This window comes from Pseudomonas sp. DL (assembly GCF_047199225.1).
In the GTDB taxonomy this organism is placed as follows: Bacteria; Pseudomonadota; Gammaproteobacteria; order Pseudomonadales; family Pseudomonadaceae; genus Pseudomonas; species Pseudomonas aeruginosa.
Genome location: NZ_CP178323.1, coordinates 5219660 through 5244907, shown reverse-complemented (window position 1 = coordinate 5244907; position 25248 = coordinate 5219660). Strand labels below are relative to the sequence as shown.

Genomic DNA, 25248 nt, shown 5'->3' with positions numbered 1-25248 from the left:
GCAGAACGATCGGTTTCAAGGCGGAGAATCGAGTGGGCGATAGCCTGAGGCGAGGCTGAAACGGCGACAATCGTAGTTTTCTGGCTTTGGCCGGTAGAACTTCTTGGTTTTCGTAGGGGACTGGGAGGACTGCTGTAGGAAAAACTCCGGTGATAATGGGCTCGGCAGCGGAAGCGGCGGAAACAGTGGGGCGGAAGTAGCGGCTGAGCGCGACTCCGTATCGCGACCGTGGCGGTCATGATCAAAGGGCCTGTCCGACTATCGCCCGCCGTTCGGTCTGGCGGCTGGAGCATGGGCAGGACGCAGCGCTAGAATGCCGTTCTCGGTTTAAGGGCCCTCTCAGGCTGAGCATCAACGGAGTGTGTCTTTCGGTTCTTTTTCGTGGCGTTCACCCATGACCGGCACCAAGCCCACAACGCCCGTAGCCCGCTATTTCCACCAAGAGGCGCAACGGCGCGGCTATGTGCTGGACGCAGCCCAGGGCAATGCCATTCTTCATCTCGATCGATTGGCGGAGCGCTTGCGTCGAGGTCCGTCGCTATTCCGGCAAGCGCCGCGCAGCCTCTACCTGTGGGGGCCGGTCGGGCGCGGCAAGAGCTGGCTGATGGATGGCTTCTTTCGCAGCGCCGATTTGCAGGGCCTGCGCCGGACGCATTTCCATGCGTTCTTTCGCCGGCTTCATGACGGTATGTTCCGCCGCCAGGGGCGGCCCGATGCCCTGGGCGGTGCGCTCGACGAACTGCTAGGAGACTGCCGGCTGCTTTGCTTCGACGAATTCCATGTCCACGACATTGGCGACGCGATGCTGATAACACGCCTGTTCAGGGAGCTGTTCCGCAGGAAGATCACCCTGGTCTGCACCTCCAACTACGCGCCGCGGCAACTGCTGCCCAATCCGCTCTACCACGAACGCTTCCTGCCGGCGATCCGGTTGATCGAGACGCGCATGGAAGTGCTGGAAGTAGCCGGCGCCCGGGACTACCGGACGATTTCGCCGCGGCAGGAGATCGCTTCCGGTTATGCCAGCGGCGGGTATTGCTGGCCAGCCTCATGCGCTTGCCTGGACGAGCTGGGCTTGTCCGCGCCCGAGCCCTCGCAACGCGTGACCCTGCAAAGCGGCGCGAGGACGTTGCAGGCGCGCGCGGTGTGCGGCGACCTGGTGTGGTTCGCCTTCGCCGACCTTTGCGAGGCGCCAACCGCGGTGATGGACTACCTTGCCCTCGGCGAACGCTTCTCTACCTGGGTGCTGGAGGGCGTACCGCCGATGGCGCGCTGTTCGGTCGCCGCCCAGCAGCGCTTCATCAATCTCGTCGACGTCCTTTACGACAATGACCGGCGTTTTTTCCTGAGTGCCGAAAAGGCGCTGCCGGACCTGGTCGAGGGCAGCGACCTGCCTGCGGACATGCAGCGTACCGCCAGTCGGCTGGCGCAGTTGCGCCAGCTTCGCTGTTGAAGGAACGCCCCGCGCCGACGGCAAACGGGGCGTAATGGCTCAGTGCAGCTTGAGGCGTGGCTCGGTGCTGCGCAGGCGGCCGCTAAGCATCAGCATCGCGGTGCGCAGCGGACCGTACAACGCCATCTGGTGCATGCGGTATAGCGATACGTAGAACATCCGCGCCAGCCAGCCTTCGAGCATGACGCTACCCATCAGATTGCCCATCAGGTTGCCGACCGCGCTGAAGCGCGACAGCGAGATCAGCGAACCGTAGTCGCGGTAGTGATATTCGCCCAGCGGCTTGCCTTCGAGACGGGCACGCAGCGATTTCACCAGCAGCGAGGCCTGCTGGTGCGCGGCCTGGGCGCGTGGCGGCACGTTGCGCGGTTGCTCTCCCGGTTGCGCCGGCTGGGGACAGGCGGCGCAGTCGCCGAAGGCGAAGATGTCGTCGTCGCGGGTGGTCTGCAGGGTCGGGCGGACCACCAGTTGGTTGATACGGTTGCTTTCCAGGCCGTCGAGTTCCTTGAGGAAGGCCGGAGCCCGGATGCCCGCCGCCCACACCTTGAGCGTCGCCGGGACGAATTCGCCGTCGCCGGTCCAGAGGCCGTCCGCATCTACCTTGCTCACCGCGGAGCCTGTCATCACCCGTACGCCGAGCTTGCTCAGGGTCTGGTGTACCGGCTGGCTGATACGCTCGGGCAGCGCCGGCAGCACCCGCGGGCCGGCTTCGACCAGGCTGATGTGCAGGTCTTCCGGGCGGATCCGGTCGAGCCCGTAGGCGGCCAGCATCTGCGCGGCGTGGTGCAGTTCCGCAGCCAGTTCGACGCCGGTGGCGCCGGCGCCGATGATGGCGATACTCACTGCGTTGTTGTTCGCGTCGTGCCCGGTATGCGCACGCAGGTACTGGCCGAGTAGTTGTCGGTGGAAGCGTTCGGCCTGGGCGCGGGTATCGAGGAAAATGCAATGTTCCGCAGCGCCCTCGGTGCCGAAGTCGTTGGTGGTGCTGCCGACAGCGATCACCAGGGTGTCGTAGGCGATGTCGCGCTCGGGAACCAGTTCAACGCCATTCTCGTCCACCAGTGCGGCCAGGCGGACCCGCTTGCCGGCGCGATCCAGGCCCTGCATGCGGCCGAGCTGGAATTCGAAGTGGTTCCACTTCGCCTGGGCGACGTAGTTCAGCTCGTCCTCGGAGGAGTTGAGCGAGCCGGCAGCGACTTCGTGCAGCAGGGGTTTCCAGATGTGGGTGAGGTTGGCGTCGACCAGGGTGACCTGGGCCTTGCCGCGTTTACCCAGGGTGCGGCCGAGACGGGTGGCGAGCTCCAGCCCGCCGGCGCCGCCGCCGACGATCACGATGCGATGGGACATGTGGATATCTCATAGTGGGAATTCCGTGAGGCGGTCGTCGGGAGCGTGGCTCGACCGGACGACTCAGGCCAGGTAGCTGAGGAGGCGGCTGAGCAGGCCCAGGCCGATGACCACGGCGAGCAGGACGAACATCAGGAACCACGGGCGGAACGGCGCACGCTCGACCTGGTGCAGCGGCGAGGCGAGGTACTGCTCGACCTTCTGCTGGTCTTCGGGGCTCAGTCGGCTGGACATGGCAGGCCTCCGTTTTCGATGTCGGTCATTCTAGACAGACAGGGGGCTCGATCACCAGCGGATCGTCGAGGCGGATCACTCCGCTGCCGATCACCCGCGCGGTGATGCCGCCCTGTTCGCGCACGCTCTTCAGTGTGCGGTGGTCGATGTGCTTTTCCAGGCGTCCGCAGGGTTGGTACCAGCCAGTGGTTTCCAGCAGCGCGCCGCCGAGGCGGAAGCGACGGTCCTTCAGGCTGAGCAGGTTGATGCCGGCGACGGCGATGTTGCGGCGCATCTCGTTGGGCAACAGCGGCCTGCCCAGCAGGGTACCGAGGGCCTCGATGTGTTCCCACTGCACCAGGGTGACCTGGCGCGGCGGGTGCGGGTGGTCGCCTGTCAGTCCCAGGCCGCGCCGTGCCTCCACCGCCTCCAGTTCCTGGATCGGCGCGCGGCTGCCGGAGCGCACGCCGATCCACTTCACCCGCCCTTCGCTCACAGGCCTACCCCGGCGTCGAACAGGATGCTGCGGCCGAGGTTGGCGCGCAGGAATTCGGGGGCGCCGGAGTGAGCGAAGAGCACCCGGGCAAAGGTCGGACCGACCATCGACAGAGAGCGCCAGCCTTGGCGCAGGTATTCGGTGGGCGGCGGGAAGGGCGTATTGAAATCGGGCACCGCGCGCTTCAGGTTGACGAAGGCCAGCAGGTCCAGTTCGCCGTGGTCGATGCCGCGCTCGCTATAGTTGTGCGCCTTCTTGCGCAGGGTTGGCGCCAGTCGTGCCTGCAGCTCGGCGGCGGCGATCCGTTGTGGCCGCTCTTCGCGTCGGATCAGTTGGCGCAGGCTGACGGCCTGGCGGCGACGGGTCAGTTCCTCGCGCCACTCCTCATTCAGCCGGCGACCTTCATCGAGGACGAAGAACACCTCGAAGCCGGCACCCTTGAACAGGACGTCCGGCGGCTGTTCCCCGGGGGCGGCGAAATCCTCCTGGCGATAGGGCACGTTGAGGGCCTCGAGGAAGCGCTGGCAGACCCAGCGCTCGCGGTCCCATTTACGTGCGTTGGAGAGGAAGTCGTTGGCTTGTTCGGCCTGACGGGTGAGCAGGCGCAGATAATCCGCTTCGTTCATGGGCTCAGCTTAGTCTGCCGGCGGGCCCGCTTTCCAGCCCACAGGCGCTCCGGCCGCGACAATCCGTCCCGGAGCGCGCCAGCGGCGAGGCTCGGTGTACACTGCCGTTTCCCTTGGGCCGGAGCCGTTCCGATGCAACTTCGCAGCGTCATCGCCGCCGATCACCCGGCACTCTTCGCGCTATGGTCGCGAACGCCAGGTATCCGCCTCCGTGCGGAGGACGCCTATCCCTTCTTCCTCGCCTACCTTCAACGCAACCCCGGGCTGAGCCTGCTGGTCGAAACCGAAGGGGAGGTGATCGCCTGCCTGATGGCCGGGCATGACGGTCGCCGTGGTTACCTCCAGCACCTGGTGGTCGATCCCGGTTATCGAGGGCTGGGGCTGGCGCGGCGGATGCTCGACGAGGTGTTGGCACGCCTGGCGAGGGAGGGGATCGGCAAATCCCATGTCTTCGTCCTGGATGCCGCCGAGGAGGCACAGGCATTCTGGCGAGCCCAGTCGGACTGGGAGCGGCGCAAGGACATCCAGGTATTTTCCACTCGGGAGGGACACGCGTGAAACGACTGCATTGGGTTCTGCTGGCCATGCTGCTGCCCGGCCTGGCGCTGGCCGTGGAGAAGGGCTCCACCCTGGAGCCCTGGACGTTGCAGGACCAGTTCGAAAAGGCGCACTCGCTGGACGACTCCACCCGGGTCCTGCTGGTGGCGCGGGACATGGACGGCTCGAAGCTGGTCAAGGCGGCGCTGGCGGAACGCCCAAAGGGCTACCTGGAGGCACGCCACGCGCTGTTCCTGGCGGACATCAGCCGCATGCCGGCGCTGATTTCCCGGCTTTTCGCGGTGCCGGCCATGCGTGACTACAGTTATCCGGTGCTGCTCGATCGCGACGCGGCCATCGCTTCTCGCTATGCCTCGGACGAGGGCAAGGTCCTCTGGGTCAGGCTGGAGCAGCGCCGCGTGTTGGAAACCCGCCAGTTGGATTCGCCGGTGGCCCTGCGCATCGCCCTGGAACAACTGCAGCCGTGATCGCTGCCGAATTGCTGTCGGCGGAAAGCCTGGAACTGGGCTGGGCCATCTATGCGCCGGTGCTGCTGCTCGCCGCCTGGCGCGCGCCCTGGGTCGAGCTGGTCAGCGATACCCGCCGCCAGCACCTGGTGTTCGGTACCATGCTCGGGCTGTTCCTGCTCTGGCTGGTGCGCCGGGACTTCGAGTCGGGACTGTCCTTCCATTTCATCGGTATGACCGCCGTCACCTTGCTGCTCGACTGGCCGCTGGCGATCGTGGTGGGGCTGGTGGCGCAACTGGGCTTGTGCCTGCTCGGCCGCCAGGATTGGCTGGCGATCGGCGTCAACGGCGTGCTGCTGGTGGCGATCCCCGCGCTGATCGCGGAGCTGGCGGCGTTGTTCGTGGAAAAGCGCCAGCCGCGCAACCTGTTCGTCTACATCTTCTGCTGCGGTTTCTTCCCGGCGGCCCTCACCGCGGTGGTGGTCCTGCTGCTCGGCCTTGGCGTGGTCTGGATCGACGGCCTTTTCCCGATGCCGCCCTGGCTGGAGGACTTCGCCGGTTACCTGTGGCTGATCATGTTCCCCGAGGCCTTCATCAACGGCACGGTGATCACCGGCCTGGTGGTCTACTACCCGGAGTGGCTGGAAACCTTCAATCGCACGCGCTACCTGCAGGCGCCCTGGAAGGACGAAGAGCGCAAGCCCTGATGACCAGTCATTCGCCAGGTTCATGGCGGGCGGCGGCTGACTTGCGTCAGTGTTTCGGACGAAGCCGGCCGCGATCCTGCCGTTTTCCCAGGTGAGGAGCGGAACATGGGTGTCCATGAATGGGCCCGAGAGGGCCTGCGAGAGTTGCTGTCGAAGAGCGACGAGGCGGACCGGGCAATGCGCCTGCGCGCGTTGCTCAGCGCAATCGTCGAACTGAACCGGGCGGAGCGCGATGCTGGCGACCTGGCCAGCGAACTGCAGTTTCTTGCGGAGAATCTCGACGACCAGCGCGACTACGCTTTCATGCGCCCCTGAAGGAACGGGCCAGCCGGATTGGCTGGCCCGTTGCGTTCAATGCTCGCGAGGCGGCAGGTCGGCGGAGAAGATGTCGTCTTCCAGGGTGTCGCCGGGGATCGCATGTTCCTCGGCGGCCCAGGCGCCGAGATCGATCAGCTTGCAGCGGTCGGAGCAGAAGGGGCGGTACTTGTTGTCGCTTTTCCATTCGACGGGCGCGCCGCAGGTCGGGCACTCCACGGTCAGGGGCTGGCTCATGCTCGGCCTCCTCGCAAGGTCAGGTAGAAGGCGTGCAGTCGCTCGACTTCACGCTGCAGGTGGGACAGGTCGCCGTCGTTGACCAGCACGTCGTCGGCGTGCTTCAAGCGCTCGTCGCGCCGGGCCTGGGCCTGGAGGATCGAGCGCACCTGCTCCTCGGAGACCTTGTCGCGAAGCATGGTGCGCTGTAGTTGCAGATGTTCCGGGGTATCCACCACCAGCACGCGGTGGGTCATCTGGCGCTGGCCGGACTCCACCAGCAGCGGCGAGACCAGGATGGCATAGGGCGATTCGGCCCTGGCCAGGTACTGGACGATCTCCGCGCCGATCAGCGGGTGCAGCAATTGCTCCAGCCAGCGCCGTTCCTCCGGCGCCTGGAAGATCCGCTCGCGCAAGGCGGCGCGGTCGAGCTGGCCATCGGGCAGGAGGATGCCGTCGCCGAAGCGTTCGACGATCTTCGCCAGGGCCGGACGCCCCGGCTCCACCACCCAGCGGGCGGCATGGTCGGCGTCCACCAGGTGGACGCCGAGGGAAATGAAATGCTCGGCGGCTGCGCTCTTGCCGCTGCCGATACCGCCCGTGAGGCCTAGTATCCAGGGTTGGGTCATTTGAATCCGGCGAATTGCAGATAGGTCCGGGTTATTTGATCACCCCAGAGCAAAGCAATCCACCCGGCAATCGCCAGATAGGGACCGAAAGGGATCGGCGTGCCGCTTTCGGCGTTGCGCAGGCGCAGCATGATCACCCCGAGGATCGCCCCGACCAGCGACGACAGCAGGATGGTCAGCGGCAGGATCTGCCAGCCGCCCCAGGCACCGAGCATGGCCAGCAGCTTGAAGTCGCCGTAGCCCATGCCCTCCTTGCCGGTCACCAGCTTGAACAGCCAGAACACCGACCACAGGCTCAGGTAGCCGAACACCGCGCCGAACAGCGCATCGTCGAGGCTGGCGAAGAGGCCGAAATGGTTGGCGATCAGGCCCAGCCAGAGCAGCGGTAGCACCAGCACGTCCGGCAGCAGTTGGTGATCGGCATCGATCAGGCTCATCGCCAGCAGACCCCAGGTCAGCAGGAGCATCGCGCCCGCCTGCCAGGTGAAGCCGAAATGCCAGGCGACGTAGCCGGAAAGCAGCGCGGTGGCCAGTTCCACCAGGGGGTAGCGTTTGCCGATGGCGGCCTTGCAGGACGAGCACTTGCCGCCCAGCGCCAGGTAGCTGACCAGCGGGATGTTTTCCCAGGGGCGGATCTCGTGGCCGCAGCGCGGGCACGCCGAATTCGGCAGCACCAGGTTGTAGGTCGCCTGCTTGGGTTCCGGCTCCAGCCCGAGCGCTTCGCGGGCCTCGGCCTTCCAGTTGCGCTCCATCATCTTCGGCAGGCGATGCACGACGACGTTGAGGAAGCTGCCAACCAGCAGGCCAAGGAGGATAGCGCACAAGACAAAGGCCAGCGGATGGCTGGCCAGGTAGTCGAGGAGGGTCATTTAGACGACGTTGCCCAGCTGGAAGATCGGCAGGTACATGGCGATGATCAGGCCACCGACCAGGACCCCGAGGACCGCCATGATCATCGGTTCCATCAGCGCGGTCAGGTTGTCCACGGCATTATCCACTTCCTGCTCGTAGAAGCCAGCGACCTTGGCCAGCATGTCGTCCAGCGCGCCCGACTCCTCGCCGATGGCGGTCATCTGGATGGCCATGCTGGGGAAGATGTTGGTGGTGCGCATGGAGAAGTTCAGCTGCATGCCGGTGGACACGTCCTGCTTGATCTTGCCCACCGCGTCCCTGAACACCACGTTGCCGGTGGCGCCGGAAACCGAGTCGAGGGCTTCCACCAATGGCACGCCGGCGGCGAAGGTGGTCGACAGCGTCCGCGCGTAGCGTGCCACGGCGGATTTGTAGAGGATGGCGCCGACGATAGGCAGCTTCAGTACCGTTCGGTCGGTGGCGTCGCGGAACTTCTCCGAACGCTTGTAGGCGTGGTTCAGCAGGAAGCCGGCGCCGCCCATCATCAGCAGTACCAGGAGCCACCATTCCTGAAGCACGTTGGAGATATTGATGACCATTTGGGTGAAGGCCGGCAGTTCGGCGCCGAAGCCCTCGAACACCGACTGGAACTGCGGCACCACCTTGATCAGTAGGATCGCCGAAACGATGATGGCGACGACGATCACCGCGATCGGGTAGGTCATGGCCTTCTTGATCTTGGCCTTCAGCGCCTCGGTCTTTTCCTTGTAGGTGGCGACCCGGTCGAGCAGGGTTTCCAGGGCGCCGGATTGTTCGCCGGCGTCCACCAGGTTGCAGTAGAGCGAGTCGAAGTACTGCGGCTTCTTGCGCAGCGAGTTGGCCAGGCTGTTGCCGCCGGCAACTTCCTGCTTGATCTCCTCCACCAGCTTGCGCATGTTCGGATTGTCGAAGCCTTCGCTGATGATGTCGAACGACTGCAGCAGCGGCACGCCGGCGGCCATCATGGTGGACATCTGGCGGGTGAACAGGGCGATGTCCATAGGCTTGATCTTCTTCCCCGCCCCCAGCAGGGAAATGCCTTTCTTGCGGACCTTGACCGGCGTGATGCCCTGCTTGCGCAGTTGCGCCTTGACCAGGGTCGGGTTCTGGCTGGACAGCTCGCCCTTGACCTTGGTGCCTTTCTTGTCAGTGCCTTCCCATACGAAGACACTGGTCTTTAACGCTTTGTCCGCCATGGATTAATCCTTGGTCACGCGGTTGACTTCCTCCAGGCTGGTGATTCCCTGCATGGCTTTCAGCAGGCCTGAGGTGCGCAGATCGTTGAAGCCTTCTTTGCGGGCTTGCTCGGCGATCTCGATGGAGTTGCCTTCTTCCATGATAATCCGCTGCAGGGCGGGGGTGTTTTTAACCACTTCATAAATACCGACGCGACCTTTGTAACCGCCTTTGCAGTTTTCGCAGCCTACAGGCGAATACAGCTTGAAGGTGCCGATCAGCTCTTCGGGGAAACCTTCGTGAAGCAGGGTTTCCTTCGGCACGTCGTGTTCTTTCTTGCAGTGCGAACAGAGTTTTCGCGCAAGGCGCTGGGCGATGATCAGGTTCACCGAGGTCGCCAGGTTGAACGCCGGCACGCCCATGTTCAGCAGGCGGGTCAGGGTCTCGGCGGCGCTGTTGGTGTGCAGGGTGGACATCACCATATGCCCGGTCTGCGCCGCCTTGATGGCGATCTCGGCAGTCTCCAGATCGCGGATCTCGCCGACCATGATCACGTCCGGGTCCTGGCGCAGGAAGGCGCGCAGCGCCTGGGAGAAGTCCATGCCCTGGCGCGGGTTGACGTTGACCTGGTTGATGCCTTCCAGGTTGATCTCCACAGGGTCTTCAGCGGTGGAGATGTTGATGTCGGTGGTATTGAGGATGTTCAGACCGGTGTACAGCGAAACCGTCTTGCCCGAGCCGGTGGGGCCGGTGACCAGGATCATGCCCTGTGGCTGCTTGAGCGCGGCCAGGTAGAGTTCCTTCTGGTCCTCTTCGTAGCCCAGTGCGTCGATGCCCATCTGCGCGCTGGAGGAGTCGAGGATCCGCATCACGATCTTCTCGCCCCACAGGGTCGGCAGGGTGTTGACGCGGAAGTCGATCGACTTGTTCTTCGATACGCGCATCTTGATCCGTCCGTCCTGCGGTTTGCGTCGTTCGGAGATATCCAGGCCGGCCATTACCTTGAGACGAGCAGAGATACGACTGGCCAACTGGATCGGCGGCTTGGCCACTTCGTGGAGCATGCCGTCGGTACGGAAGCGCACCCGATAGGTCTTTTCGTAGGGCTCGAAGTGCAGGTCGGAAGAGCCGCCGCGGATGGCGTCGAGCAGCATCTTGTTGACGAAGCGCACCACGGGGGCGTCTTCGGCATCGTCGCCGCCGTCGTCCTGGCTGGCGCTTTCCGCCTTGCCGACATCGACCCCGTCGAGATCGATATCGCCGAGGTCGCCGAGGGCGTCCATGGCGCCCTCGTAAAGCTTCTCGATGGCTACGCCGAGCTTGTCGTCCTCTACCAGCAGGGCTTCGGTGGTGAGGCCGGTGCTGAACTGGATATCGGTGACCGCCTGATGGTTGGTCGGGTCGGAGAGACCGATGAACAGTTTGTTGCCGCGTTTCCACAGCGGCAACACGCGGTGCTGGCGGACCAGGCGCTCGCTGATGACATCCTTCGGAATGCTTTCCCGATCCAGGCTGTTCAGGTCGCAATAGGCGATGCCGAACTGCTCGGCGGCCACCTCGACCAGCGCCCGGCTCTGCACCAGCTTGGCCTGGACCAGGTGGCTGACCAGCGACTGCTTGTTGCGCGCGGCCTGCACCTGGGCCTGGCGGGCGGTCTTTTCGTCGAGGAGTTCGTTCAGGACCAGTTGCTTGGCAAGGCCGCTGAGAGGCGTGGAATCGTTCATTGGGGAACATCTGAAGAAGGCTTGGAGCGAGACTTATAACGCAGATGCCAAAGGCTGCCAAACCGACGATTCCGAGATGCCAAAAAGTGTCACATATTGCCGGCAGGGGAGAGCGGAACACTTTCGAAGTCCCCGTAAGAGTTGCGAAAGGAGGGAGTTTGAAAGGTTGGCATGCAACCTGCTTTGGAGGGGGAAGGCGTTTGGCCTATACATACCACATGGAGATATTCATGAAAGCTCAGAAGGGTTTTACTCTGATCGAACTGATGATCGTGGTCGCGATCATCGGCATCCTAGCCGCCATTGCCATCCCGCAATATCAGGACTACACCGCCCGTACCCAGGTGACCCGTGCCGTGAGTGAAATCAGCGCGCTGAAGACCGCTGCGGAGTCGGCGATTCTGGAAGGCAAGAAGCTCGTTTCCAACGATTCTCCCAAAAACGATGAGTATGATCTTGGCTTTACCAGTTCTACTCTGCTTACTGGTAGCGGTAAGGGGCAGATCAAGATTGACAAAGCTGATACCGCAACTCCGGAGATTTCTGGTACCTTGGGCGGCTCTTCTGGTAAAGGTATTGCTGGCGCTGTCATCACTGTCAAGCGTGATGATAAAGGAGTATGGACCTGCGGCATCACTGGTTCGCCGACCAACTGGAAAGCCAACTACGCTCCGGCCAATTGCCCGAAATCCTAATAGGCTTTTCGGTCTGGTCTAGTGGTAAAAGAAAAAACCCCGCATTGCGGGGTTTTTTCATTATGGACTCGCGATGAATCGAACAAGAGTGATCTGGCAAGACGGGACTGCTTTGCCTTCTTTCGTAGGGCTTGCACTGCTATCCCTGATAGCAGCTATGCTGCTTTCGACTGTAATTCATTATGGGGTTTCTCCGAACTGGCACGACCAGCAGCGCATATTCCAGTTGCTGTTGTTGAGTGGCTCATCACTGTTTTTTTTCTTGTATTTTCCTTCTTCGCTTATTAGGCGAAAGGTTTTTGCCGCTCTATTGTTGACTCTCGGGCTGGGTGTTTTTTCCTCCTTTCTTTCTGATAATTCTTCCTGGGCGCTCAAGGAGTGGTCGGTATTCGCCGGCCTGATGCTGTTCTCCTTCAATATTTCCGTCAGTCCCGAGTGGGTTCGCCGTGCCGCTATCTGGGGGCTGGTCGTGTTGGGAGGGTTCTTCTGCTACCAGTTCCTGCTTTCCTATCTCGCGGCCTTCGTCAGCGGGCTCCGTGAGTTGAATCCCAGGGTTCTGCTCAGCGGCTTTTCCAACGTCCGGACCATGGGGCAGTTCCAGGCCATGCTGCTGCCGCTGATGGCTGCGCTGGGGTTGTACCTGCGAGAGACCGGGCGGTTCAGACTGTCCTGGCTTGTCATGCTGCTGCTGGCCATCCAATGGTGCATCTCCTTCGCCTTGGCTGGACGCGGGCTCTGGTTGGGTTTCGCCGTCGCGCATCTTGCGCTTTGCTGGATCGGCCCCGTGGGGCGCCGCTTTTTGATCGTCCAGTTGTCCGCGGCATTCGTCGGGTTGGCGCTCTATTTCCTGTTAATGGTTGCCTTGCCGACCTGGCTAGGTATCGACATGACCCTCATGTCCGGTATGCGCAGTGGTCTGTCTCTGCGCGACGTGTTGTGGCGAGATGCCTGGGGCATGTTCGTAGCCCATCCTTTGCTTGGGGTCGGGCCCATGCATTTCTCGGCGGTGCCGAACAGCGTCGGTGCCCACCCGCACCAGATGCTGCTGCAGTGGTTCGCTGAATGGGGCGGGGTCGCTGGCCTTCTGGTGGTTGGACTGATGACCCTTGGTCTGCTTCGCGGCGCGCGTTACCTGCGTGAACAGGGCGATCCGATGGATGCCGGACTGTGGCTGGCCCTCGTTTCGGTCCTGGTCCTGGCCCAGGTGGACGGCGTGTTCGTCATGCCCTTCACCCAGACCGTATTGGCCTTGCTGGTAGGCATCGCCATGGCACGCTGGTCGAAGCCGGTCGCGCCGTCCCCCGCACAGCGCTGGCTCTGTCGGGGCCTGGCTGTCGTTGTCATTGTCGTGCTGGGGCGCGTGTTGCTGCTCGAGGTGCCGGGGCTGACCGCGGCCGAGGAGCGCTACCTGGAAATCCACGGCGGCGGTGAGGCGCCACGTTTCTGGATTCAGGGTTGGATTCCCATGTGAGGGGGAATATCGGTTGAAATCCGGCTGTGCCGAGTGATACCTTCCCCGCGCCGCCGGATTAGCTCAGTCGGTAGAGCAGCTCATTCGTAATGAGAAGGTCGGGGGTTCGATTCCTCTATCCGGCACCAGTCGTAATAAAAAGCCCCGCTTCGGCGGGGCTTTTTATTACCTGCGATTCGTTCAGAGGGTGAGGCGCATGGACAGGTCGACGGCCCTGACATCCTTGGTCAGGGTGCCGATGGAGATGTAGTCGACGCCGGTCTCGGCGATGTTGCGCAGGGTGCCCTCGTTGATTCCGCCGGAAGCTTCCAGCTTGGCACGGCCGGCGGTGAGGGCGACGGCGGTGCGCATGTCGTCCAGGCTGAGCTCGTCGAGCATGACGATATCGGCGCCGGCCTCCAGTGCCTGGCGCAGTTCATCGAGGTTCTCCACTTCCACTTCCACCGGCTTGCCGGGTGCTATGCGCCGGGCTTCGGCGATTGCCCGATCGATACCGCCGCAGGCGGCGATGTGGTTTTCCTTGATCAGGAAGGCATCGTAGAGGCCGATGCGATGGTTGTGGCAACCGCCGCAGGTGACCGCGTACTTCTGCGCCAGGCGCAGGCCGGGCAGGGTCTTGCGCGTGTCGAGGAGCTTCACCGCGGTGCCGGCGACCAGGTCGGCGTAGTGCTGGCTGCGGGTGGCGGTACCGGAAAGCAGCTGGAGGAAGTTCAGCGCGCTGCGCTCGCCGGTGAGCAGGGCGCGGGCCGGACCTTTTAGCTGGAACAGCATCTGGTTCGGCTCGACTCGCTGGCCGTCCTCCACCTGCCAGGTCACCAGCACTCGGGGATCGACCTGGCGGAAGACCTCGTCGACCCAGGCGCGGCCCGCGATCGTCGCGTGCTCGCGGGTAATCACCCGGGCCTCGGCCTCGCGCTGTGGATCGATCAACTGAGCGGTAAGGTCGCCGCCGCCGACGTCTTCCGCCAGGGCGGTGCGGACGTTGGCCTGGATTTCGCCTTGGAGGTCGGCAAGGGTGAGGTTAGGCATGGCGGGCTCCTGTACGAGATCGGGCGATTATACGGAGCGCAGCGGACGGCGTCTGTGCCTGCCTGGGCGCCGGTCGGGACGGCCGCCATTCATCGGCCTTCGCTTGTGTGAAGAGAGTCATGTCTATAGGAAAACCCTCTATCTAGATTTGAAAGTATCTCTATAATGAATGTAGATACTTGTTTTTGACGCCTGGAAATTGACGTTACGGACGACGCCAATCGATCCTCTGTGCCCGATTTTTGCCATTCCATGCGCGGCCGCGAGGGTGGCAGGAGAGTCCCGATGCAGAACGATGCCAATGTGGTGCACCTGACCAGGGTCGCTTCCGAGCCGTCGCCGAACGCCGGAGCGGGGCGCCTGCCGGTCATCCTCGTGCAGGTGCGCGACAAGGCGGCGTTGCAGCTGAAACAGGCGTTGCAGGCGTTGTTCGACAACGCCGACGACACCCTCTTCGAAATGGCCGACCGAGCCACCAGCAACCTCGAACAGAACGCTTTCTTCGAAGCCATGCGCGACCTGCGCCTCAAGCGCAAGAGTATCGAGCGGGTCTACCTGCAGAAGGTCTTCGAGGAGTTCTCGGCGCTCAACCAGGTACAGTCCGGCAAATCCGTGCCGACCCTGGATACCGTGTCCTTCGACAGCCTCAGCCTGGTACAGAACGAGGAACTGGAGGAGTCCGTCGCGGTGGACGCGATGGTGGCGCGGGTGATGAGCCGCGATGCCACCGCGCTGGCCCACCTGAGCACCCGCCTGAACACCCTGGTCGGGCGGAAGGTCGACGAGAAGAGCAATCCCCTCGCTCCGCGTCCGCTGACCGCGGCTTTCCTCGATGCCTGCCAGGGGCTCGGCGTCGAGATCAAGGTCAAGCTGATCATTCTCAAGCTGTTCGAGAAGTACGTCCTGGCCCATTGCGACCAGTTGTACGCCGAGGCCAACCAGATCCTGGTTGCTGCGGGCGTGCTGCCGGAACTCAAATCCGCACTGCCGCGGCGTCAGCCCGCTGTCCGTCCCGAAGCGGTACGCGATGCCGGGACCCTGCAGGCACAGGCTGCGCTACTCGACGGCGGCCAGCAGGAAGTCTTCGGCGCGCTGCAGGAACTGCTGGCGCAGGTCCGCGACAATCCTTCCTTCTACCGTCGCGAAACGCCTGAGAATGCCGCGCCGATTTCCAGCAACGACCTGATGCGCCTGCTTTCCCACCTGCAGCAGCACCTGCCGGGCCCCGGCGCCGCGGAGTTCGACGTCCGCGACGGGGTCGACCAACTGCTCCAGCGGGTCAGCCACAAGAGCGGCCGTTCTCGGGTGGTCGGCCAGGTGGACGATGACGTCATCAACCTGGTGTCGATGCTGTTCGAGTTCATTCTCGACGACCGCACCCTGCCTGATTCGCTGAAGGCCCTGATCGGTCGGATGCAGATCCCGATGCTCAAGGTGGCCCTGCTCGACAAGACCTTCTTCAGCCGCGGTAGCCATCCGGCGCGTCGCCTGCTCAACGAGATCGCATCCGCGTCGCTGGGCTGGGCCGAACACAATGATGCCCGGCGCGACAGCCTGTACCAGAAGATCGAACAGGTCGTGATGCGGCTGTTGAACGACTTCGTCGACGACCCGGCGATCTTCGCCGAGTTGCTGGAGGACTTCATTGCCTTCACCGGCGACGAGCGCCGCCGCAGCGAGCTCCTCGAGCAGCGCACCCGCGACGCCGAGGAAGGCCGCGCCAAGGCCGAACTGGCTCGGCAGGACGTGGAGCAGGTGCTGAACCAGCGACTGCTCGGCAAGGTCCTGCCGGAGGTGGTGGTGCGTCTGCTGCGGGATGCCTGGAGCAAGGTGATGCTGCTGATCTGCCTCAAGCATGGCAAGGCTTCGGCCGAGTGGCGGGAGGCCCTGGATACCATGGACGAGCTGATCTGGAGCGTCGGCCCGCATGACGATCCGCTGTCCCGCCAACAGTTGCTGGAGCGTGTACCTGGCCTGCTCAAGGCGCTGCGCGAGGGGTTGGCCAGCGCAGCCTTCGATCCGTTTTCCACCGGAGAATTCTTCAGCCAACTGGAAACCCTGCATGTCCAGGGTCTGCAGCGCGACAAGCGCGGCGAGGCGGCGGTCGCGGACAGCCCCCTGCTCGACGAAGCGAGCCCGGGCACGGCCGCGGAAAAGCCCCGGGCGCCGGTCATGCTGCGGGTGGTCGAGGAAATCGTCCTGACCTCGCCGGACGCCGCCCCGGCGCCTGTCGAGAGCGAAGTGCGCCTGCCGGACAACGACGAGGCACTGCTGCGGGTCGATGCGCTGCGTGTCGGCAGTTGGGTGGAGATCCAGGAGGACGCCGAGCACAAGCTGCGCTGCAAGCTGGCGGCAGTGATCCGGCCCACCGGTCGCTACATCTTCGTCAATCGCACCGGGATGAAGGTCCTGGAAAAGACCCGCATGGGCCTGGCGGTGGAGTTTCGCCGGCAGGCGGTACGCCTGCTGGACGATGCCTTGCTGTTCGACCGGGCCCTGGAGTCGGTGATCGGCAACCTGCGGCGCCTCAAGGGCGCCTAGCCGCTTCTCGAGGACCCGGCGGATGCCGGGTCTTTTCGTTCTTGCGGGTAATACCTTTCCTCGAAGCATGTCGAAGCGGCCGATCCAGAGCCCGCCTGATCGTCATTCCGGCGCCGCTGGATTAGAGTGGGGGCTCGTTCAGGAGCCCGTATGCATTTCGATTCCGTTACCGGCTGGGTCCGTGGCGTCCGCCACTGCCCTTCACCGAATTTCAACCTGCGTCCGCAAGGGGACGCGGTGTCGCTGCTGGTCATCCACAATATCAGCCTGCCGCCGGGACAGTTCGGCACCGGCAAGGTCCAGGCGTTCTTCCAGAATCGCCTGGACCCGAACGAACATCCCTATTTCGAGGAGATCCGCCACCTGACGGTTTCCGCGCATTTCCTCATCGAACGCGACGGCGCCATCACCCAGTTCGTCTCCTGTCACGACCGCGCCTGGCATGCCGGGGTTTCCTGCTTCGACGGTCGCGAGGCGTGCAACGACTTCTCCCTTGGCATCGAACTGGAGGGGACCGACACGGAACCGTACACGGACGCGCAGTACACTGCCCTGGTCGGGCTGACGCGGCTGTTGCGTGCGGCCTTCCCGGCGATCACCCCGGAACGCATCCAGGGCCACTGCGATATCGCCCCGGAGCGCAAGACCGATCCCGGCGAGGCTTTCGACTGGTCGCGCTACCGCGCCGGATTGACCGATTCCAAGGAGGAAACATGACGTTCCTGGTGTTGCTGCTGGCCCTTGCGCTGGAGAAGTTCTCCGGCTGGCGCCGGCGTATCCAGCGCGATGGCGCCTGGCTCGCCTGGTTGGGCCTGGTCGAGGACCTGCCCTCGGTGTCCCGCCGCTCCTGGCTGGGGCTGCTGCTCGCGGTGGTCCTGCCGTTGCTGCCGCTGGCCCTGTTGCTGACATTGCTGCAGCCGTTGGCCTATGGCTGGCTGAGCCTTCCGCTGCATCTTCTGGTGGTGGTCTACAGTCTCGGCCGCGGCGACGTCATGGCCGACCTCGGGCCGTTCCGCGACGCCTGGCGGCGCGAGGAGGCCCAGGCTGCCTTCCATGTCGCCGAACGCGATCTGGGGATCCTGGGCGGCAGCGAGAGCGAACTGATCGGCCGGGTGCACGGCCATCTGCTCTGGCAGGGCTACCAGAGCTTCTTCGCAGTGATCTTCTGGTATGCCTTGCTCGGCCCGGTGGCGGCCCTGGCCTATCGCCTGCTGGCACTGGCGCTGGAGCACGCCCGCCAGCCGGCGTTGCGCGAACAGGCGGCGCGCGTCCGGCATATCCTCGACTGGTTGCCGGTGCGTGCGCTGGTGCTGAGCTTCGCCCTGGTCGGCAACTTCCTCGCGGTTATCCGCGTGCTGCTGCACTGGCTGCTGGCCTGGGACATCTCGGCGGCCGCGCTGCTGGGCAAGGCCGGACGGGTCGCCAGCGATGTCGAAGCGGTCGAACTGGGTGCCGCCGGCGTCGCCAGCCTGGATGCGCTCTGGCAATTGCTGGTGCGCGCGGCCGTGCTCTGGTACGCCGTGTTCGCCTTCTGCGCGCTGTTCCTCTGAGCGCAGCGACGGGGAATCCGCCTGCGATTCCCCGTTAACCTTAAGTTACAGAACACCAGGCCGATATCGGGTACACAGGTGAACGTGTCCGCATGATTTCGAAAGGCCATTACCGAGCGGACTCCGTGCGTCAATGTCGCCACGCGGCGGCATCTCTCAGAACGATAAGAACAATCAGGAGACGTCTGGGTGAAGACCGTACTCTATCCCGCCATCGCGCTGATGAACCGGCTCAGCTTCGGCATGAAGTTCGGCCTGATCAGCGTGCTGTTCTTCCTGCCGCTGCTGATCACCAGCTTCTATCTGGTGCGCGATGCCTATCGCCAGTTCAGCGACACCCGGATCGAACTGCAGAGCTTGACGCTGCTGGGTAGCGGACTTCAGATCCGGCGTAGCCTGGAGTCCCTCAACGATCTGTTGCAGATCAATGCGGTCATCGGCCAGTCCGGCAAGGCCGGCGATCTGGAAGCGCGCATCGCGGACGTCCAGAAGGGGCTGCGCGGGCGGCTCGAGGCGCTGGCGCCGCTCAGCGAGGATGGTGCGGCGGTAGCCGAATTCGAGGCCCAGCGCGACCGGTTGCTCAACGGCTTGCAGGCCGTGGAGGCCGAAGGGTCCCTGCAGGGCAAGGGCGCACGGGCGGAGAAGCTGCTCGGTAGCGCACAGGTATTCATCAAGTTGCTCATCGCCCAGGCCGGGCTCAGCCAGGACAGCCAGCGCCAGGTGCGCCAGCTCAGCGAGCTGGTCGGCTCGATAACGCCGGAGGTGACGGCGGCCATCAGCAAGGGGCGCGCCATCGGCGCCTACTCCCTGGGCCAGGGTTTCCTCAATTCGTCCTCCAGCGCGCGGCTCGACGAACTGCTGCTGGAGTTCGAGAAACTGCATGGCGAGTATGGCCTGAAGCTGCAGGAGTCCCTGGCCGGCAGCCCACAGCTGCTCGAGGAGGCCGCCCAGGCCAGTCGCGAGACCCTGAAGAGCCTGGGGCAGTTGTTCGAGGACCGGGTGATCGTGGCCGAGACGCTGGATACCCCGTGGACGCAGTTCTACGATCAGGTCAGCGCGGCGATGGACAAGACCTACCAGCTCGACGACGCCGTTCTCGGCTATCTCGATACCCAGTTGCAAAAGCGCCTGCAACAGGTGCGCACGCAGATGCTGTTGCTAGTCGCCGCGCTGGCCGTGGTTTTTGCCGCAATCCTATACCTCTACGGCGGTTTCTACGTTTCCACCCGTGCCACCCTGAAGGATCTCGGGCGAATGATGGAGCGCGTCGCCGGCGGCGACATGACGGTCAGCTTCCAGGCCCGCAGCCGTGACGAGCTGGGCGAGCTGGGACAATCGTTCAACGAATCGGTGGCGAAGATCCACGACCTGATCGAGCGGGTCAGCCAGACCGTCGGCGAGGTCGAGCGGCAGACCCTCCGCGTCGAGTCGGTGTCGGCCGAAAGCAACCAGGCGGTAGCCGGGCAACGCAGCCAGATCGAGCAGGTGGCCACGGCGATGAACCAGATGGCCGCTACCGCCCAGGAAGTGGCGCGCAGCGCGGCGATGGCGGTGAGCAGCGCGAACAGCGTGAACCAGGAAACCCTCAGCGGGCGCAGCCTGGTCGAGTCGCAGGTGGGTAGCATCCAGCGCCTGGCCGGCGAGATTGACCAGTCGGTGGCGGCGATCAATCGCCTGGCCAGTGACAGCGCCTCGATCAGCCAGGTGCTGGATGTGATCAAGGGCATCGCCGAACAGACCAACCTGCTGGCGCTCAATGCGGCGATCGAGGCCGCTCGTGCCGGGGAGCAGGGGCGCGGTTTCGCGGTGGTGGCCGACGAGGTGCGCACGCTGGCCAAGCGCACCCAGCAATCCACTGCCGAGATCGAACAGATGATCCTGCGCCTGCAGGGCGGCGTCGATGCGGCGGTGAAGGCGATGGGCAGCAGCCACCATACCGCCGATGGCACGGTCAACGAGTCGGCGCAGGTGCAGCAGGCACTGGAGAATATCCTCGGCGCGGTGGGCATGATCGTCGACCAGAACCAGCAGATCGCCGCCGCCGCCGAGCAACAGACCGCCGTGGCCCACGATATCGACCAGAACATCGTCGAGATCAACCAGGCCGGCGAGCGCACCGCGGAAGGCGCCAGCCAGACCGAACGGGCCAGCCGCGAACTGGGCGCCCAGGTGACCCAGCTGAAACGCCTGATCGGCGCGTTCCGGGTGTAGGCGCAAGGCCTGCGCGGGACGTTTTTCGTCCATCCGATTGAACGCTGGGCGGACGGGGACATTCCACTGTCATGCACATGGGGTAAAGGCTGAGCAGGTCAATCCGGCGGTGCGACAGGCGGAGGCGAAATCGCGGCATTTTTTTATTGATCTCGCGTCCCCTTGGTCCTAAAGTTCGCGCCCGAACGTCCATGCTGGAAACGATCCATCCGGCTCAAGTACTGACGACGAGAGATCGCCTTGTGGCAAGGCGACGTCCGCTGCTCAAGCGGCCAGGTCGTCGCGCGGGACACGCGCGCGACCTACCAGGATGAACAGGCGGTGGCTGCCGGCAGGCAGGTGATACTCGGCGACATGCCTTGGGAAGTAGGCGAACCAAAGTGGGGAAACGGATTAGACGTTCAGCTTCACCCCTACGAATCCATGTGTTTTGCCATTGGGAGTCCCAACCATGTCCATCAAGGTCGAGGATTATTTCGCCCCTGAAACCTTCCAGCGCATGAAGGCCTTCGCCGACAAGCAGGAAACCCCCTTTGTAGTCATCGACAAGCAGACCATCGCCGATGCCTACGACCAACTGACCGACTGCTTCCCCTTCGCCAGGATCTACTACGCGGTGAAGGCCAATCCCGCTACCGAAATCACCGAGCTGCTGCGCGACAAGGGTTCGAACTTCGATATCGCCTCGATCTACGAACTGGACAAGGTGATGAAGACCGGCGTCGGTCCGGAGCGCATCAGCTACGGCAACACCATCAAGAAATCCAAGGACATCCGCTACTTCTACGAGAAGGGCGTGCGCCTGTTCGCCACCGACTCCGAAGCCGACCTGCGCAACATCGCCAAGGCCGCTCCCGGCGCCAAGGTCTACGTGCGTATCCTCACCGAGGGCTCGACTACCGCAGACTGGCCGTTGTCGCGCAAGTTCGGCTGCCAGACCGACATGGCCATGGACCTGCTGATCCTGGCCCGCCAGCTGGGCCTGGAGCCCTACGGCATTTCCTTCCACGTCGGTTCGCAGCAGCGCGACATCTCGGTGTGGGACGCGGCGATCGCCAAGGTCAAGGTGATCTTCGAGCGCCTGAAGGAAGAAGACGGCATCGTCCTGAAGATGATCAACATGGGCGGCGGCTTCCCGGCCAACTACATCACCAAGACCAACGACCTGGAAACCTATGCGGAGGAGATCATCCGCTTCCTCAAGGAGGACTTCGGCGACGACCTGCCGGAAATCATCCTCGAGCCGGGCCGTTCGCTGATCGCCAATGCCGGCATCCTGGTCAGCGAAGTGGTGCTGGTCGCCCGCAAGTCGCGGACCGCCGTGGAGCGCTGGGTCTATGCCGACGTCGGCAAGTTCTCCGGACTGATCGAAACCATGGACGAGTCGATCAAGTTCCCGATCTGGACCGAGAAGCAGGGCGAGATGGAAGAGGTGGTGATCGCCGGCCCGACCTGCGACAGCGCCGACATCATGTACGAGCACTACAAGTATGGCCTGCCGCTGAACCTGGCGAGCGGCGACCGCCTTTACTGGCTGTCTACCGGCGCCTACACCACCAGCTACAGTGCGGTGGAGTTCAACGGCTTCCCGCCGCTGAAGGCGTTCTACCTCTAGCGCAGTCGCCTCTGCTACGAAGAGCCCCGCCTCGGCGGGGCTTTTTCATGTCGCTCTGGAAGCCTCGCGGCGCTCGTGTCAGCCTTGTTCGACAACCCATGACAAGGACGCCGACATGACAGGCAATGGTGTTTCCCTGGTGACCCTCGGGGTCGCCGATCTGGCCCGCTCCTCTCTCTACTACCAGGCGCTGGGCTGGCAGCCCTCTTCGGACGGCAACGAGCAGGTGGTATTTCTCAAGGGCCGCAACCTGGTCCTCGGCCTCTACGGACGCAGCGCCCTCGCCGAGGATGCGCAGGTGGAAGATCGCCCGACCGGCTTCGCGGCTATCACCCTGGCCTGCAACTGCGCCTCGCGGGACGAGGTGGACCGTCTGTTCTCCGCAGCTACGGCGGCCGGCGGGCAGGCGACCAAGATGCCGCAGGAAGTGTTCTGGGGTGGCTACTCCGGATATGTCGCCGACCCGGATGGACACCTTTGGGAAATTGCCTACAACCCGTTCTGGCCGTTCGACGAGCAGGGCAACCTGGTCTTGCCCTGAGGGCGCTACGGATGGAAAAACGCCCCGCTCGGCGGGGCGCATTCCTTGGCGGCGGTCAGCCTTCGTTCGGCTGGCGGGACGGTGCGCGCGGCGTCGTTGGCGCGGGTCGTCCGGCCTGGGCTACCTGCTGCCCGGCGTCGGCCTTGTCCAGCGGCAGCTTGTCGAAGTCGCGCAAGCCATTGTGGGCATAGGGGTTGCCGATCCAGCGGACTTCATGCTGGAAGTCGTTGCTCACCAGGCTCTTGGTCGGATCGAAGAGGTCATAGTTGAGGCCGGCGAGGTCGGACCAGGTATGGATCAGGTCTTCGCTGCTGTAGCGTCGGTCGACCAGGGCCTGCAGGTCGCGCGGATGGGTCTGCTGCCAGCTGGGCGAAGTCCAGACCAGGAAGGGCACGGTGTACATGCCGCGGGTCGGGTCGCCTTCGTTGCGGCCGAGACGGTCGTGCGGGGCTTCGTCGAAGACTTCCTCGCCATGGTCCGAGAGGTAGACCAGGAAACCGTTCGGATCGCTGTTGGCGAAGCCCTTGATCAGGCTGGAGACCACGTAGTCGTTGTACAGCACGGCGTTGTCGTAGCTGTTGTAGACCTCCACCTGGTCATCGCTGAGGGCCGCCGGGGCGCCCTGGCGGTCGACGAAGCGAGCGTAGTCGGCGGGATAGCGGTACTTGTAGTTCATGTGGGTGCCGAGCAGATGGACCACGATGAATTTCTTCGGCGCCGGGTCGTCCAGCACCTTGGCGAAGGGCGCCAGCACCGCGCCGTCCAGCTGGCTGGCGTTCTGGCTGCGCTGGTTGTTCAGGTAGAACTGCGCATCGGTCTGCTGGGCGAAGGTCGTCAGCATGGTGTTGCGCTTGGTCATGGTCTGCTGGTTGGTGATCCAGAAGGTCTTGTAGCCGGCCTGCTTCATCAGGTTCATCAGCGACGGATCGGTGAGGAAGCGGTCGGGATGCTCCTGGTCAGCGAACGTCAACACCTGCTGCAGCACCTCGATGGTGTATGGCCGCGACGCCACCACGTTGTTGAATACCGTGAGGTTCCGGTTCGCGGCCTTCAGTGCGTCCAACTGCGGGGTCGTTTCGCGTGGATAGCCGTAGAGGCTCATGTGCTTGCGCGACGTGGATTCGCCGATCACCAGGACCAGCGTGCGTGGCGTATCGCCATTGGCATCGACGAGGTTCTTCAGCGGCGGTAGGGCCGCGTTCTTTTGCAACAGCGCCTGCATGCTGCCCAGTTGCTGGCGGTATTGCTGGTAGCCGATCAGCAATTGCCAGGGCACCGCCGGTTCCATGCGCGCCTGGACCTTGTCCAGGGCTTCGTCGAAGGGTCGGCCCTGGCTGACCAGTTGCTTGTAGAACGGATAACCGATGGTCGCGACGATCAGCAGCACCGCCACCGGCAGGGCGCTGAAGCGCGGCAGGTAGACCGGGCGCAGGCGGCGCCAGAGGAGGATGGCGACCAGGCTGTAGAGCACCAGGCCGAGGGTCATCCAGGGGTTGAAGTACTGGCTGAAATATTCGCTGGCCTCGGCGGTGTTCGACTCGAACATCACGAAGATCACGCTTTGCGAGAATTCCTGGTGATAGATGCCGAAATAGCTCAGGCCGACCAGCGAGGCGGCCCACAGCACCAGCCCGATGACGGCGGCCAGCGGCTTGGTCCAGCGCGGGAACAGCAACACCGGCGCAAGCCAGATGGTGCTCAGCACCATGGCGTTGCGGAAACCGGAGAAACCGCTGTTGCCGGAGGTCAGCAGGAGCAGTTGGGTGATGCCGGAGAAGAACCAGAAGAACAGGAACAGCCAGCCCAGGCCGGCCCAGTCGATGCGATTGCGCGTAACGCTTGGTGGAGTGGGGGACACGATAGCCTCGTACGATGGACCGGAGGCGCGATCGTCGCTCGCCTCGATGAAGCGGCGAGGGTAGGGAAAGGCTTGTCAAAAAAGTGTTATGTGGGTGTGAACAAAGGGTTGGGCGTTGTTCGTCAGACGGGCAGTCGTGCGTACCCGTGACGTTCGAGCGCCTGTTCCAGAGCCTCTCGATCGGTGTCGTCGCCCAACTGCGCCGCGCGTCGGTAGTAGGCCAGCGCCAGGCTGCGGAATGGCGGGTGGGCCGACTGCTCCAGGCCATGGCGGGCACTGCGCAGGAAGTTCAGGTTGCCGCCTTCGAGGGCACGCCGGAGCCAGGTTTCGGCTTCGGCATGGCGGCCCGAGGCGCTGAGCATCGCGGCGTGGCTGAACTGGCCGCGAAAATCGCCGCCCTCGGCGGAACGTCGATACCAGTGCGCAGCTTGCGCCAGGTCGCGAGCGACCACCAGGCCTTCTTCGTGGTAGCGCCCCACCAGGTTCATCGATTTGGCGTGGCCCTGCTCGGCCGCTTGCCGATACAGCGCATAGGCGCGCGGCTGGTCCTGGGGCACGCCGCGGCCGGTGGCGTGGAGATTGGCCAGGTTGTAGCGGGCCCAGTCAAGGCCGGCCTGGGCGGCGATCCGATAGTGGACGGCTGCCGCGGCTGGATCCGCCGGGCCGCCCCAGCCATGTTCAAGACAGCGAGCGAGCATATTGCGCGCCATTGCGTGGCCGCGTTCGGCGGCGATCGTGAACCAGGTCCGCGCCAGGCTCGGGTCGCGCTGGATGCCTTGGCCGTCCAGAAGGATCTGTCCGAGCAGGGCCTGGGCTTCCGTCAGGCCCTCGCGCGCAGCGCCGAGGATGGCCTGGGCAACCTCGCCCGGGGTACCGGCCAGTTGTGCGGCGAAACCTTCGGCGTCCAGCGCTTCGTGACGAAGCAGCAGGTGGCGCATGT

General features: G+C 64.0%; 25 protein-coding genes and 1 tRNA gene. 14 read left to right on the top strand and 12 right to left on the bottom strand.

What is annotated here, in order from left to right; genetic code table 11:
- The first annotated feature begins 361 nt into the window (after window positions 1-361).
- A complete protein-coding gene (gene zapE, locus ACI766_RS24515; protein ID WP_049284759.1) occupies window positions 362-1453 on the top strand; it encodes a cell division protein ZapE in 1092 nt (363 codons plus the stop codon).
- A gap of 39 nt (window positions 1454-1492) precedes the next feature.
- Here the strand turns inward: zapE and ACI766_RS24510 are convergent, their stop codons facing one another.
- From ACI766_RS24510 to ACI766_RS24495, 4 genes are all read right to left on the bottom strand, one after another.
- On the bottom strand, window positions 1493-2800 hold the full coding sequence (locus ACI766_RS24510) for an NAD(P)/FAD-dependent oxidoreductase (protein WP_003112837.1): 1308 nt from the start codon (window positions 2798-2800) through the stop codon (window positions 1493-1495).
- Window positions 2801-2863: 63 nt separating this feature from the next.
- Window positions 2864-3034, bottom strand: coding sequence for a DUF3094 family protein (locus ACI766_RS24505; protein ID WP_003094672.1), 171 nt, complete (start codon window positions 3032-3034; stop codon window positions 2864-2866).
- 25 nt (window positions 3035-3059) lie between these two features.
- On the bottom strand, window positions 3060-3509 hold the full coding sequence (locus tag ACI766_RS24500; protein WP_003094670.1) for an MOSC domain-containing protein: 450 nt from the start codon (window positions 3507-3509) through the stop codon (window positions 3060-3062).
- Window positions 3506-4135 (bottom strand): DUF1780 domain-containing protein, encoded by a 630-nt coding sequence (locus ACI766_RS24495; RefSeq protein WP_003094668.1) that lies wholly within the window; start codon window positions 4133-4135, stop codon window positions 3506-3508. Before ACI766_RS24495 ends, ACI766_RS24500 begins: the two co-directional genes overlap by 4 nt.
- A gap of 132 nt (window positions 4136-4267) precedes the next feature.
- On the opposite strand from ACI766_RS24495, the gene ACI766_RS24490 reads away from it, so the two are divergent.
- From ACI766_RS24490 to ACI766_RS24475, 4 genes are all read left to right on the top strand, one after another.
- On the top strand, window positions 4268-4693 hold the full coding sequence (locus tag ACI766_RS24490) for a GNAT family N-acetyltransferase (RefSeq protein ID WP_003103865.1): 426 nt from the start codon (window positions 4268-4270) through the stop codon (window positions 4691-4693).
- Complete coding sequence (locus ACI766_RS24485; protein WP_003103866.1) at window positions 4690-5160, top strand: hypothetical protein; 471 nt, start codon at window positions 4690-4692, stop codon at window positions 5158-5160. The genes ACI766_RS24490 and ACI766_RS24485 overlap by 4 nt, the downstream gene beginning before the upstream one ends.
- Complete coding sequence (locus ACI766_RS24480; protein WP_003103868.1) at window positions 5157-5846, top strand: energy-coupling factor ABC transporter permease; 690 nt, start codon at window positions 5157-5159, stop codon at window positions 5844-5846. Before ACI766_RS24485 ends, ACI766_RS24480 begins: the two co-directional genes overlap by 4 nt.
- Window positions 5847-5951: 105 nt before the next feature.
- Entirely contained in the window at window positions 5952-6161 is a 210-nt protein-coding gene (locus tag ACI766_RS24475) for a hypothetical protein (RefSeq protein WP_003094660.1), read from the top strand.
- A gap of 36 nt (window positions 6162-6197) precedes the next feature.
- Here the strand turns inward: ACI766_RS24475 and yacG are convergent, their stop codons facing one another.
- From yacG to pilB, 5 genes are read right to left on the bottom strand one after another with little or no spacing between them, the layout of a single operon-like run.
- Entirely contained in the window at window positions 6198-6398 is a 201-nt protein-coding gene (gene yacG / locus ACI766_RS24470) for a DNA gyrase inhibitor YacG (protein WP_003094656.1), read from the bottom strand.
- Complete coding sequence (gene coaE, locus ACI766_RS24465) at window positions 6395-7006, bottom strand: dephospho-CoA kinase (RefSeq protein WP_003112838.1); 612 nt, start codon at window positions 7004-7006, stop codon at window positions 6395-6397. Before coaE ends, yacG begins: the two co-directional genes overlap by 4 nt.
- A complete protein-coding gene (gene pilD / locus ACI766_RS24460; protein WP_023084740.1) occupies window positions 7003-7875 on the bottom strand; it encodes a type IV prepilin peptidase/methyltransferase PilD in 873 nt (290 codons plus the stop codon). The genes coaE and pilD overlap by 4 nt, the downstream gene beginning before the upstream one ends.
- Complete coding sequence (locus tag ACI766_RS24455; RefSeq protein WP_003161763.1) at window positions 7876-9093, bottom strand: type II secretion system F family protein; 1218 nt, start codon at window positions 9091-9093, stop codon at window positions 7876-7878.
- 3 nt (window positions 9094-9096) lie between these two features.
- Window positions 9097-10797, bottom strand: a complete 1701-nt coding sequence (pilB, locus tag ACI766_RS24450; protein WP_003107297.1) for a type IV-A pilus assembly ATPase PilB — start codon at window positions 10795-10797, stop codon at window positions 9097-9099.
- Between the two features lie 230 nt (window positions 10798-11027).
- Between pilB and ACI766_RS24445 the strand changes: the two genes are divergently transcribed.
- The 3 genes from ACI766_RS24445 to ACI766_RS24435 all read left to right on the top strand — a co-directional run bounded on the left by ACI766_RS24445 (window position 11028) and on the right by ACI766_RS24435 (window position 13091).
- Window positions 11028-11492, top strand: coding sequence for a pilin (locus ACI766_RS24445; protein ID WP_023086642.1), 465 nt, complete (start codon window positions 11028-11030; stop codon window positions 11490-11492).
- A 157-nt stretch (window positions 11493-11649) separates the two neighbouring features.
- Complete coding sequence (locus ACI766_RS24440) at window positions 11650-12963, top strand: O-antigen ligase family protein (RefSeq protein WP_223218619.1); 1314 nt, start codon at window positions 11650-11652, stop codon at window positions 12961-12963.
- Window positions 12964-13015: 52 nt separating this feature from the next.
- Window positions 13016-13091: transfer RNA gene (locus ACI766_RS24435), tRNA-Thr, on the top strand.
- Between the two features lie 52 nt (window positions 13092-13143).
- Here the strand turns inward: ACI766_RS24435 and nadC are convergent.
- On the bottom strand, window positions 13144-13992 hold the full coding sequence (gene nadC, locus ACI766_RS24430; RefSeq protein WP_003104915.1) for a carboxylating nicotinate-nucleotide diphosphorylase: 849 nt from the start codon (window positions 13990-13992) through the stop codon (window positions 13144-13146).
- Window positions 13993-14277: 285 nt separating this feature from the next.
- Here nadC and ACI766_RS24425 point away from each other — a divergent pair, with 285 nt between their 5' ends.
- From ACI766_RS24425 to ACI766_RS24400, 6 genes are all read left to right on the top strand, one after another.
- Entirely contained in the window at window positions 14278-16533 is a 2256-nt protein-coding gene (locus ACI766_RS24425) for a DUF1631 domain-containing protein (RefSeq protein ID WP_003104913.1), read from the top strand.
- A 150-nt stretch (window positions 16534-16683) separates the two neighbouring features.
- Window positions 16684-17250: a 1,6-anhydro-N-acetylmuramyl-L-alanine amidase AmpD gene (ampD, locus tag ACI766_RS24420; protein WP_023084738.1), complete on the top strand. Its 567-nt coding sequence runs from the start codon at window positions 16684-16686 to the stop codon at window positions 17248-17250.
- Window positions 17247-18083, top strand: coding sequence for a regulatory signaling modulator protein AmpE (gene ampE, locus ACI766_RS24415; protein ID WP_003104909.1), 837 nt, complete (start codon window positions 17247-17249; stop codon window positions 18081-18083). The genes ampD and ampE overlap by 4 nt, the downstream gene beginning before the upstream one ends.
- Before the next feature lie 189 nt (window positions 18084-18272).
- Entirely contained in the window at window positions 18273-20294 is a 2022-nt protein-coding gene (locus tag ACI766_RS24410) for a methyl-accepting chemotaxis protein (protein WP_016264273.1), read from the top strand.
- 451 nt (window positions 20295-20745) lie between these two features.
- Window positions 20746-21909: a type III PLP-dependent enzyme gene (locus tag ACI766_RS24405; protein WP_003094617.1), complete on the top strand. Its 1164-nt coding sequence runs from the start codon at window positions 20746-20748 to the stop codon at window positions 21907-21909.
- Window positions 21910-22024: 115 nt separating this feature from the next.
- Window positions 22025-22450 (top strand): VOC family protein, encoded by a 426-nt coding sequence (locus ACI766_RS24400; protein ID WP_003094613.1) that lies wholly within the window; start codon window positions 22025-22027, stop codon window positions 22448-22450.
- Between the two features lie 55 nt (window positions 22451-22505).
- Here ACI766_RS24400 and ACI766_RS24395 read toward each other — a convergent pair whose 3' ends face one another.
- Window positions 22506-24308, bottom strand: coding sequence for a phosphoethanolamine transferase CptA (locus ACI766_RS24395; protein WP_003104902.1), 1803 nt, complete (start codon window positions 24306-24308; stop codon window positions 22506-22508).
- A 122-nt stretch (window positions 24309-24430) separates the two neighbouring features.
- Entirely contained in the window at window positions 24431-25246 is an 816-nt protein-coding gene (locus ACI766_RS24390; protein WP_003145947.1) for a tetratricopeptide repeat protein, read from the bottom strand.
- Window positions 25247-25248: the final 2 nt, after the last annotated feature.